This window comes from Betaproteobacteria bacterium (genome assembly GCA_016791345.1).
Taxonomy (GTDB): Bacteria; Pseudomonadota; Gammaproteobacteria; order Burkholderiales; family JAEUMW01; genus JAEUMW01.
Genome location: JAEUMW010000156.1, coordinates 1 through 9,957 on the forward strand (window position 1 = coordinate 1; position 9,957 = coordinate 9,957).

Annotated in this window: 9 protein-coding genes; 4 read left to right on the forward strand and 5 right to left on the reverse strand. The window is 63.3% G+C overall.

Features of this window, described 5'->3' with window-relative positions; genetic code table 11:
• Positions 1-126 precede the first annotated feature (126 nt).
• From JNK68_06270 to clpS, 4 genes are all read right to left on the reverse strand, one after another.
• The gene (locus JNK68_06270) at positions 127-1,422 is read right to left on the reverse strand and encodes an FAD-dependent oxidoreductase (protein ID MBL8539961.1); all 1,296 of its coding nucleotides are present in this window, start codon (positions 1,420-1,422) and stop codon (positions 127-129) included.
• 7 nt (positions 1,423-1,429) lie between these two features.
• Positions 1,430-1,750, reverse strand: a complete 321-nt coding sequence (locus JNK68_06275; GenBank protein ID MBL8539962.1) for a cytochrome c — start codon at positions 1,748-1,750, stop codon at positions 1,430-1,432.
• A 183-nt stretch (positions 1,751-1,933) separates the two neighbouring features.
• Positions 1,934-4,192: an ATP-dependent Clp protease ATP-binding subunit ClpA gene (gene clpA / locus JNK68_06280; GenBank protein MBL8539963.1), complete on the reverse strand. Its 2,259-nt coding sequence runs from the start codon at positions 4,190-4,192 to the stop codon at positions 1,934-1,936.
• A gap of 1 nt (position 4,193) precedes the next feature.
• Positions 4,194-4,502, reverse strand: coding sequence for an ATP-dependent Clp protease adapter ClpS (gene clpS / locus JNK68_06285; protein ID MBL8539964.1), 309 nt, complete (start codon positions 4,500-4,502; stop codon positions 4,194-4,196).
• A gap of 255 nt (positions 4,503-4,757) precedes the next feature.
• Between clpS and JNK68_06290 the strand changes: the two genes are divergently transcribed.
• Positions 4,758-4,967, forward strand: coding sequence for a cold-shock protein (locus JNK68_06290; GenBank protein MBL8539965.1), 210 nt, complete (start codon positions 4,758-4,760; stop codon positions 4,965-4,967).
• Positions 4,968-5,114: 147 nt separating this feature from the next.
• Here the strand turns inward: JNK68_06290 and aceK are convergent, their stop codons facing one another.
• On the reverse strand, positions 5,115-6,935 hold the full coding sequence (gene aceK, locus JNK68_06295; GenBank protein ID MBL8539966.1) for a bifunctional isocitrate dehydrogenase kinase/phosphatase: 1,821 nt from the start codon (positions 6,933-6,935) through the stop codon (positions 5,115-5,117).
• Positions 6,936-7,137: 202 nt separating this feature from the next.
• Between aceK and icd the strand changes: the two genes are divergently transcribed.
• The 3 genes from icd to aceA form a co-directional block, all read left to right on the forward strand.
• Positions 7,138-8,397 carry an NADP-dependent isocitrate dehydrogenase gene (gene icd, locus JNK68_06300; protein MBL8539967.1) on the forward strand — a complete coding sequence of 420 codons (1,260 nt, stop codon included), beginning with the start codon at positions 7,138-7,140 and terminating at the stop codon, positions 8,395-8,397.
• A 181-nt stretch (positions 8,398-8,578) separates the two neighbouring features.
• Positions 8,579-9,061, forward strand: coding sequence for a ribonuclease E activity regulator RraA (gene rraA, locus JNK68_06305; GenBank protein MBL8539968.1), 483 nt, complete (start codon positions 8,579-8,581; stop codon positions 9,059-9,061).
• A 158-nt stretch (positions 9,062-9,219) separates the two neighbouring features.
• Positions 9,220-9,957, forward strand: a 738-nt coding sequence (aceA, locus tag JNK68_06310) for an isocitrate lyase (GenBank protein ID MBL8539969.1), incomplete at its 3' end; no start/stop codon positions are given.

The window sequence follows — 9,957 nt, forward strand, 5'->3', positions numbered from 1 at the left end:
GCCAGCGTGGGCTTTCCCGCTGATGCACGTCGGCTTCGCCTTGCTCGTTGCCCTCACCTTCTGGCTGGTGCCGCCGCGGTCACGCCGGCGCGATCACTGACGGCCGGGTGGCTCCGCGATTCCTCGTCACGCGAGCGTGTCCGCCCAGATGTTGACCGCCCAGTCGTCGCCGTAGTCCTTCTCCTGGGCGCTGGGTTTCGCTGACAGACCGCCGGCGCCCTCCACCGGAAGCAACGTCTTCTTCACCGGGTCGAAGCGATAGACGGCCGTGATGTGCACGGCTTCCGTGGCGCTGACCCAGCTGTAGCAGGTGTTGGAGATCACCGGGCTGGGATTGACGGGGCTGCCGGTCAGTTGCGCGACGATCGCGCTCGCCGCGATCTTGGCGTGATTGTTGGCCATGCTGGCGGACTTCGGCATTGCCTGGGCGGCGAGCGTCGCGTCCCCCAGAACATGGACACCGGCTACCGCGGCCGACTCCATGGTCTGCCAGTTGACGCCACACCAGCGATTGTTCGCGGTGACGAGCTTGGTCCGCACGGCAATGCTGCCGGCGCGCTGGGACGGAATGACGTTCACGACATCGCCGCGGAACGTGTCGAACTCGGTCTTGACCGTCAGCGTCTTCGCGTCAACATCCTTGACTTCCTGATTGGGGTGGTAGTCGATGATGCCCGGATAGAGCTCCTTCCAGGCCGCAACGAAGAGCCCCTTCTTGGAGACGATGTCCGGATTGGCGTCGAGGATCAGCACCTTCGACTTCGGCTTGGCTTGTCTGAAGTAATACGCCACCTGCGACGCTCGCTCGTACGGACCGGGCGGGCAGCGGTAGGGCGCCTTCGGTATCGAAAGGACGAAGGTGCCACCGTCCGGCATCGCCTCCAGCTGCCTGCGCAACGCCACCGTCTGCGCGCCGGCCTTCCATGCGTGGAGAAAGACCTTCTGCGCGTCCTCGCGGGCCAGAGCGGGAATGTCCTCGTAGATGAAGTCGATGCCGGGTGCGACGATGACCCCGTCGTAAGAGAGCGCCTCGCCGCCCTTGAGTTGTGCCCGCTTCCCGTCGGGGTCGATCGCAACGACCTCGTCGCGGATGAGCCGGACGCCGTAGTCGCCGAGCGTCTCGCGACTGAGGGTGAGCGATTCGATGGTGCGTGACCCGCCGAGGACCAGGTTGGAAAGCGGACACGACACGAACTGCGCACTCGGCTCCACCAGAATCACCTCGATGCGTTTCTCGCTCCACATGCGGATGTACTTGGCGGCGGTCGCCCCGCCGAAGCCGCCACCCACGACGACGACTCGGCCGACCGGCTTCTGTGAGCCCGCGGTCGCACAGCCGGAAAGCCATGCGGGAACCATGCTGCCCGCCAGGCTGGCACCCGCCAGGCCGAGAAATCTGCGTCGCGAAGAAAACTGGTTCATGGCTGCCTCACCTTCTCTTCTGTGAAGCGAAGAACGCGGCGATCAACTGGTACTGCTCGTCGGTATAACCCTTCGCGATCTGCGTCATGATGGTCGCCGGGCGGCTGCCGTCGCGAAAGTCCTGCATCTGTTTCACGAGATATTCCTTCGGCTGGCCCGCCAGATGCGGAAGGCGGCCCCCGGCGCTCCAGCCGTCGGTGCCGTGGCAGATGGCACAGGCCGCCGCGAGGTCGCGCCCGGTGTCGGGTGTCGCAGGTTTCGGGTCGTCGGCAAAAGCCGGGCACGCGATGGCACACAACGACGCCATCGCGAAAAAGAGTCGCTTCATCGATGCGCTCCGCGGAATCGGGTTATCGAGAGCCGCTACGGCGGCTATCTGAGTGTCCCGTGGGGCCCTCCCCGCCGTCAAGGCAGTAGCGGGAATAAGCTAATGGAAAGGCGTGCAGCCAGCAAAGAGAAAGGCCGCCTCACGGCGGCCTTTCGCGGCGATACCGAACCGGACTGTCAGGTGTCAGGTCACGACTTCCTCTGGCTCCTCGGCAAAGATGAGCCGGATGGCGTCGTTATCGTCTATGTCCACCGTGACCGACCCGCCGTTCGCCAGTCGGCCGAACAGGAGCTCGTCCGCCAGCGCGCTGCGGATGGTGTCCTGGATCAGCCGCGCCATCGGGCGCGCACCCATCAGCGGATCGAAGCCGCGCTCGGCGAGGTAGGCCTTCAGCTCGGCCGTAAAGCTCACGTCCACCTTCTTCTCGTGCAACTGGCTCTCGAGCTGGATCAGGAACTTGTCGACGACCCGCAGAATGACGTCGCGACTGAGGGGCGCGAACGAGATGATGGCGTCCAGCCGATTCCGAAACTCGGGCGTGAACATGCGCTTGATGTCCGCCATCTCGTCGCCCGAGTGCGCAGCCTCGGTAAAGCCGATGGTGGACTTGGTCAGCGTCTCGGCTCCCGCATTGGTGGTCATGATGATCACGACATTGCGGAAATCTGCGCGGCGCCCGTTGTTGTCCGTGAGCGTGCCGTGGTCCATCACCTGCAACAGGATGTTGAAGACATCCGGGTGCGCCTTCTCGATCTCGTCGAGCAGCAGGACCGAGTAGGGGTGCTTCGTGATCGCTTCCGTCAGCAACCCACCCTGGTCGAAGCCCACATATCCCGGCGGCGCCCCGATCAGCCGCGACACCGCGTGCCGCTCCATGTACTCCGACATGTCGAAGCGGATCAACTCGATGCCCATGATGTAGGCGAGCTGCCGAGCCACCTCGGTCTTGCCGACGCCGGTCGGGCCCGAGAAGAGGAAATTGCCGATCGGCTTCTGCGGATTGCCGAGACCGCTGCGCGCCATCTTGATGGCGGCAGCCAGCGCATCGATGGCCTTGTCCTGGCCGAAGACGACGGCTTTCAGATCGCGCTCCAGCGTCTTGAGCGCGGTGCGGTCGTCGGTGGAGACGCTGTGCGAAGGAATGCGGGCGATCTTGGCGATGATCTCCTCGATCTCGTGCTTGCCGATGACCTTGCGCTGCTTGCCGCGTGGCAGAATGCGCTGCGCTGCGCCGGCCTCGTCGATCACATCGATCGCCTTGTCCGGCAGATGACGGTCGTTGATGTAGCGTGCGGACAGTTCCGCCGCCGCCGACAGCGCCGTGGCGGTGTACTTCACGCCATGGTGCGCCTCGAAGCGCGACTTGAGGCCGCGCAGGATCGACACCGTCTCTTCCACGGATGGCTCGGTAACGTCGATCTTCTGGAACCGCCGCGAAAGCGCGTGATCCTTCTCGAACACGCCGCGGAATTCGTTGTAGGTCGTCGCCCCGATGCACTTGAGCTGTCCGCTGGAGAGCGCCGGCTTCAGCAGGTTCGACGCGTCGAGCGTGCCGCCCGATGCTGCACCGGCCCCGATCAGCGTGTGAATCTCGTCGATGAAGAGAATCGCGTTGGGATTGTCGACCAGCTGCTTGAGGACCGCCTTCAGCCGCTGCTCGAAGTCGCCGCGATACTTGGTTCCCGCCAGCAGCGCGCCCATGTCGAGTGCATACACCTGCGCGCGCCGCAGGATCTCGGGAACATCGCCTTCGATGATGCGGCGTGCCAGCCCTTCCGCGATTGCCGTCTTGCCGACGCCCGCCTCGCCCACCAGCAGCGGGTTGTTCTTGCGACGGCGGCAGAGTGTCTGGATGACGCGCTCCAGCTCCCGCTCGCGCCCGATCAGGGGATCGATCTTCCCCGCGACCGCCAGCGCGTTGAGATTGATGGTGTAAGTTTCGAGCGCGCCGCCCGCGGCGTTCTCCTGCTCCGCTTCGCCTTCGGATTCCGCCTTCGCCTGACTCGCCTGCGGCACCTTGCTGATGCCATGCGAGATGAAGTTGACCACATCGAGGCGGGTCACGCCCTTCTGGTGCAGGAAGTAGACGGCGTGAGAATCCTTCTCGCCGAAGATGGCGACCAGCACGTTGGCACCGGTGACCTCCTTCTTGCCGGAGGACTGGACGTGCAGGATGGCGCGCTGGATGACACGCTGGAACCCCAGCGTCGGCTGCGTATCGACGTCGTCGCGCGTGAGCGTGGGCGTGTGCTCGACCACGAACTCGGCCAGTTGCTTGCGCAGATCGTCGATGTCGACCCCGCATGCACGCAGCACCTCGGAAGCGGAGGGATTGTCGAGCATGGCGAGCAGCAAGTGCTCGACGGTAATAAACTCATGCCGCTTCTGGCGTGCTTCCATGAACGCCATGTGCAGACTGACTTCGAGTTCCTGCGCGATCATCCTACGTTTCCTCCATCACGCATCTTAGCGGGTGTTGGTGCTGCCTAGAATACGCCGTGACCTGCTCCACCTTGGTGGAGGCGATGTCCCTCGGGTAGACACCGCAGACCCCCATCCCCTCTCTGTGAACTTTGAGCATGATCTGGGTGGCCTGTTCACGACTCATGGAAAAAAACGTCTGCAGCACAACGACGACGAAGTCCATCGGCGTGTAGTCGTCGTTGAGCAACAGCACCTTGAACAGGGGCGGAGGCTTGACCCTGCTCTTCTTGGTTTCGAGAACCGTGCCTTCGCGATTTCCAGAAGCCATCGTTCCAAGTGATCGCGACCCTAGGGTTTGACGCCACTAATTGTTGCACCCGCCCGAAATTTTGCAAGTGCAAATTCCATGCCCCGGAGCGCCTCAAAACGCCTTCATCCCTTGACGAATCAGGGCGAATACCCTAAAAAACCGTTGGGTGTTTGGCTTCAAGTTATCTGCAGCGCCAGTCGTGCCATTTGCGGGCTTGAAACTCAAACAGGTCACGGGTAAGAGCCCGGATTAATTCACGAGAAAGGACGGAAGATGGCAACTGGTACGGTCAAGTGGTTCAACGACGCCAAGGGCTTTGGCTTCATCACGCCAGACGATGGTGGCGAGGATTTGTTTGCGCATTTCTCCTCCATCAACATGTCCGGTTTCAAGACCCTGAAGGAGGGTCAGAAGGTCTCTTTCGAAGTCACCGAGGGCCCCAAGGGCAAACAGGCGTCAAACATCCAGTCCTCTTCGAAGTAACCCCAGCACACGGGACGACGGCACCCCCGCCGTCCCGGTTCCTTCCTGCTCCTCCACTTTGCTGCTCTTGCACCATCCGGAGGCGCAGTTTTCCGGATAACTCCCCCTTATGGTGCGTAGGACAGCGGCGGTCCGCTTCGCATGCCCTCAACTCGCCGCAACGCGTTGTGGCCGCGCCTCCTCCAACCTGGAGCGTATGCTCCTGCAGAAACGGATGTCGTGCGGATAGGGAAAGAAGTCGTCCACGTCTCCGCCCCGGATGTGCTGCTGACAGACCTGCCAGAACTCCGGCGTCAGCAGGTCCGCGTGGTCGTTCATGAAGACTGAGCGCACCTCGCGGTTGGAAAGGAGGAACGTCGCAAACTCCTCCGGAAACACGTCGTTGCGGGCGACCGGATACCAGACCTCGCCGGACATCTCCAGCTCTTCGGTGGGCGCCTCGGGAATGTGGCGGAAATTGCAGTCCGTCAGATACTCGATCTCGTCGTAATCGTAGAAAACGACCCGCCCGTAACGGGTGACGCCGAAGTTCTTCCACAGCAGATCACCCGGGAAGATGTTGGCGTAGGCGAGTTCGCGGATGGCGTTGCCGTACTCGCGCACCGCCGCCTCCCGCTCGGCGCGTCCCGCCCGATCCAGATAGATGTTGAGCGGCACCATGCGCCGTTCGATGTAGCAGTGCTTGATCACGATCGCGTCGCCCTCTTCTTCCAGCAGCGACGGCGCGTGCCGGCGCAACTGCTCGAGCAGAGCCGGCGTGAAGCGCGCCACGGGCAGCGCCACGTCCGAGAACTCCATGGTGTCCGCCATCCGCCCGACCCGGTCGTGATGCTTGACCAGCAGGTACTTCGACTTGACGGTTTCGCGATCGACCTCCTTCGGTGGCTGGATGGTGTCCCGAATCACCTTGAACACGTAGGAGAACGAAGGCAGGGTGAAAACCAGCATCACGAGCCCGGGAATGCCGGGAGCGAGATCGAAGGTGTCGCGCGAATGCCGCAGGTGATAGAGGAGATCGCGATAGAAGAGGTTCTTCCCCTGCTTTGCCAGCCCCAGCATCGTGTAGAGCTCAGACTGGGGCTTGTTCGGCATCGCGCTTTGCAGGAAGCGGACGTAGTTCGAGGGCACCTCCATGTCGACCATGAAGTAGGCGCGGCTCAGACTGAAGAGCATGCTGATCAGCAACGGCTCGAGCAGGATGGCATCGAGCGCGAGGCGTCCGCTCTCGTCGTGGAGCACCGGCACCACGAACGGGTACTCCTGGTGACCGTTGACGATCTTGCCGATCACGTAAACCGCCTTGTTGCGGTAGAAACCCGACGCCAGGACCTTGATCTGGAAGTTCGGCTCCGGCTCCGGCCAGTGTCCCAGGTGCAGCCGGATCGCCTCGATCGCTGCGCCCACGTCGCGATCGAGATCGGCGAAGGGGCACCGCCAGCCGAAGTCGAGGAAAATCTGCCGGAACGTCTCGTAGAGGGTCGCGATGCTCGGGTAATAGGTGCGATAGGCGGGCGGGTCCGATTCCAGGTACTCGGTCGAGATCGCCGGTCGCACGAAGATGAAGTCGTTCTGGAAGTAGGTGCGATGCAGGATCTTGCACGAGACCGAGTTGAAGAAGGTCTCGGCGCACTCGGGCTGCTTGTGATCGGTGAGGAGCCCGATGTAGAGCAGCTTCGCCTGCTGCCAGGTGTTGTGGTCGAGCAGGTCAGCGCGGAACTCCGTGCGCAGGCGCTCCACGCACTCGTTGACGCGGTCGTCGTAATACTGGATGCGATCGCGCACGGCGGCCTGCTGCGCCGGCCAGTCGCGGCGTTCAAAGCGCTCCTTGGCGGCGCAGCTCACTTCCCGGAACAGCCGGTAGTGCTTGTTGAAACCGTCGATCAGCGCCATGGCGATTGCCTGCGCCACCGGATTCTCGCCGGCAGGCAGCAACGCCGCGCGTGCTGCCGGCTGCCAAGTCTTGTTCATCGCTCGCCCTGCCTCGCGTTTTCCGATAAAACAAGTAAGCATAGCGGCAACGCGCATGGGCGCCAAACCCGGCATGCCCGCGCTGGCAAGTGCGATCACCGAGGCGCATAATTCCCTGTTAAAGAAATCTGTCGCAGCCCCGGTCTGACCGGACCGCTTTCGCGTACGACGTCACACCCCCTCCTGCCATTCAAGGAATCCCATGAGCAACCTCGCCAGCATCAAGGTGCCCCAGGGCGGCCACAAGATCGTTCCGGGACAGCCGGTACCCGACCACCCCATCATTCCCTTCATCGAGGGCGACGGCATCGGCATCGACATCACCCCGGTCATGCAGAAGGTGGTGGACGCCGCCGTGCGCAAAGCCTACGGCGGCACTCGGAAAATCCACTGGATGGAAGTCTTCGCCGGAGAGAAGTCGACGCAGGTGTACGGACGCGACATCTGGCTGTCCGACGAGACGCTTGCCGCGCTCAAGGAATACTCGGTGTCCATCAAGGGGCCGATGACGACCCCGGTGGGCGGCGGCATCCGTTCGCTCAACGTAGCGCTGCGCCAGGAGCTGGATCTGTATCAGTGTGTGCGGCCGGTGCGGTATTTCCGCGGCGTGCCGAGCCCGCTCAAGAACCCGGAACTCACCGACATGGTGATCTTCCGCGAGAACACCGAAGACATCTATGCCGGCATCGAATGGGCGGCGGAATCGGAAGGCGCGCGCAAGGTCGTGCGCTTCCTGCAGGAAGAAATGGGCGTGAAGAAAATCCGCTTCCCGGCCACCTCCGGCATCGGCATCAAGCCGGTGTCGCGCGAGGGCACGGAGCGCCTGGTGCGTGCGGCGATCCGCTACGTCATCGACAACGACCGCAAGTCCATCACCTTCGTCCACAAGGGCAACATCATGAAGTTCACGGAGGGCGCCTTTCGCGACTGGGCCTACGCACTCGCCCAGCGGGAATTCGGGGCACAGCCCATCGGCGGCGGACCGTGGTGCAGCTTCAAGAACCCGCGCACCGGTCGCGAGGTCGTGGTCAAGGATTCCATTGCGGACGCCTTCCTGCAGCAGATCCTGCTGCGACCGGCGGAGTACGACGTGATCGCGACGCTCAACCTGAACGGTGACTACATCTCCGACGCGCTCGCCGCCCAGGTCGGCGGCATCGGCATCGCACCCGGCGCCAACATCTCCGACCAGTACGCCGTGTTCGAGGCCACGCATGGCACTGCCCCCAAGTACGCCGGACAGGACAAGGTGAATCCGGGCTCGCTCATCCTCTCGGCGGAGATGATGCTGCGGCACCTGGGCTGGCGCGAGGCGGCGGATCTCATCGTGCGGTCGATGGAGGATGCCATTTCGGACAAGGTCGTCACCTATGATTTTGCGCGCCTGATGCCGGGCGCCAGGGAAGTCTCATGCTCGGGTTTCGGCGATGCCATGGTCGCCAAGATGGAAAGCTACGCCTGACGTCCTCCGGGGACCCGTTCCGGGTCCCCTCTGCCCGCCTGAAGCGTAAGTCCGGCCGCACCCCGTCCGGAACCTGCAAAAAAGTCTTGCAGAAGTCTTGTATAAGATATAATTTAGCCTACCGTTCGATGCGATGGCGCCCGACGCCTTCGCTGCAAACCACTCCCCTGGAGATCCCGAGATGTCTTTCGCGACCGCCGACCTCTGCGACCAGCACGAGGACAAGATCAAGGTGGCCGAGCCGATCTTCCGCAGCTACGGCGCGCATGCCGCGTTCGGCGGCCAGATCGCCACGGTCAAGATATTCGAGGACAACGTGCTCGTCCGGCAGGCGCTGGCCGAGCCGGGCAAGGGTCGGGTGCTGGTGGTCGACGGCGGCGGATCGCTGCGCTGCGCCCTGGTGGGCGACCAGCTGGCGCTGCTCGCCCGCGACAGCGGCTGGGCGGGAATCGTCGTCTACGGCTGCATTCGCGACTGCGCGGCCATCGACGAGGTGCCCATCGGTGTACGCGCGCTGGCCACCCATCCCTTGAAGAGCATCAAGAAGGGGGCAGGCGACCGCGACATCCCGGTAACCTTCGCCGGCGTCACCTTCGTGCCCGGCCAGTATGTCTACGCCGACCGCGACGGAGTCATCGTTTCCCCGGTCGACCTCGCAGCGTAGGTCGTGCCCAAGGATCAGTCACGAGCAGGATCGAAAACAATACCCATGACGTCTGCAGGTTCGAGTGGCAGCGACATGGGAGCGGACGCAGGGCAGCGGTCGACGGTCGACCAGCCCGGCAATGTAGGAATTGAGCTCGCACTTTAGGAGATCGTCAGATGAGCCGTGAACAGGAAATTGCCAAGATCAAGAGAGACTGGGCCGAGAACCCGCGGTGGAAGGGCCTCAAGCGTGGTTACAGCGCCGAAGACGTCGTGCGCCTGCGCGGCACCGCCGGCATCGAGTACTCGCTCGCCCGTCGCGGTGCCGAGAAGCTCTGGCATCTCGTCAACAACACGCCCTACGTGAACTGTCTCGGGGCGCTCACGGGTGGTCAGGCCATGCAGCAGGTGAAGGCCGGCGTGAAGGCCATCTACCTGTCGGGCTGGCAGGTCGCCGCCGACAACAACAGCTACATGGCGATGTACCCCGACCAGTCGCTGTACCCGGTCGATTCGGTGCCGAAGGTGGTCGAGCGCATCAACAACTCGTTCATTCGCGCGGACGAGATCCAGTGTGCGCGCGGCATCGAGCCCGGTCACAAGGAGTATGTGGACTACTTCGCACCGATCGTGGCCGATGCCGAAGCCGGCTTCGGCGGCGTGCTGAACGCCTTCGAGCTGATGAAGGCGATGATCCGCGCCGGTGCCGGTGGCGTGCACTTCGAGGACCAGCTTGCCTCGGTCAAGAAGTGCGGGCACATGGGCGGCAAGGTGCTGGTGCCGACGCAGGAGGCCGTGCAGAAGCTGATTGCCGCGCGCCTTGCAGCGGATACGCTGGGCGTGCCGACCCTGATCCTGGCGCGCACCGACGCCGAGGCGGCGGACCTGCTGACGAGCGACGTCGACGAGAACGAC

Coding starts and splice junctions, on each gene's coding strand:
- JNK68_06270 (MBL8539961.1), bottom strand. CDS start 1,422: ATGAACCAGTTTTCTTCGCGACGCAGATTTCTCGGCCTGGCGGGTGCC.
- JNK68_06275 (MBL8539962.1), bottom strand. CDS start 1,750: ATGAAGCGACTCTTTTTCGCGATGGCGTCGTTGTGTGCCATCGCGTGC.
- clpA (MBL8539963.1), bottom strand. CDS start 4,192: ATGATCGCGCAGGAACTCGAAGTCAGTCTGCACATGGCGTTCATGGAA.
- clpS (MBL8539964.1), bottom strand. CDS start 4,502: ATGGCTTCTGGAAATCGCGAAGGCACGGTTCTCGAAACCAAGAAGAGC.
- JNK68_06290 (MBL8539965.1), top strand. CDS start 4,758: ATGGCAACTGGTACGGTCAAGTGGTTCAACGACGCCAAGGGCTTTGGC.
- aceK (MBL8539966.1), bottom strand. CDS start 6,935: ATGAACAAGACTTGGCAGCCGGCAGCACGCGCGGCGTTGCTGCCTGCC.
- icd (MBL8539967.1), top strand. CDS start 7,138: ATGAGCAACCTCGCCAGCATCAAGGTGCCCCAGGGCGGCCACAAGATC.
- rraA (MBL8539968.1), top strand. CDS start 8,579: ATGTCTTTCGCGACCGCCGACCTCTGCGACCAGCACGAGGACAAGATC.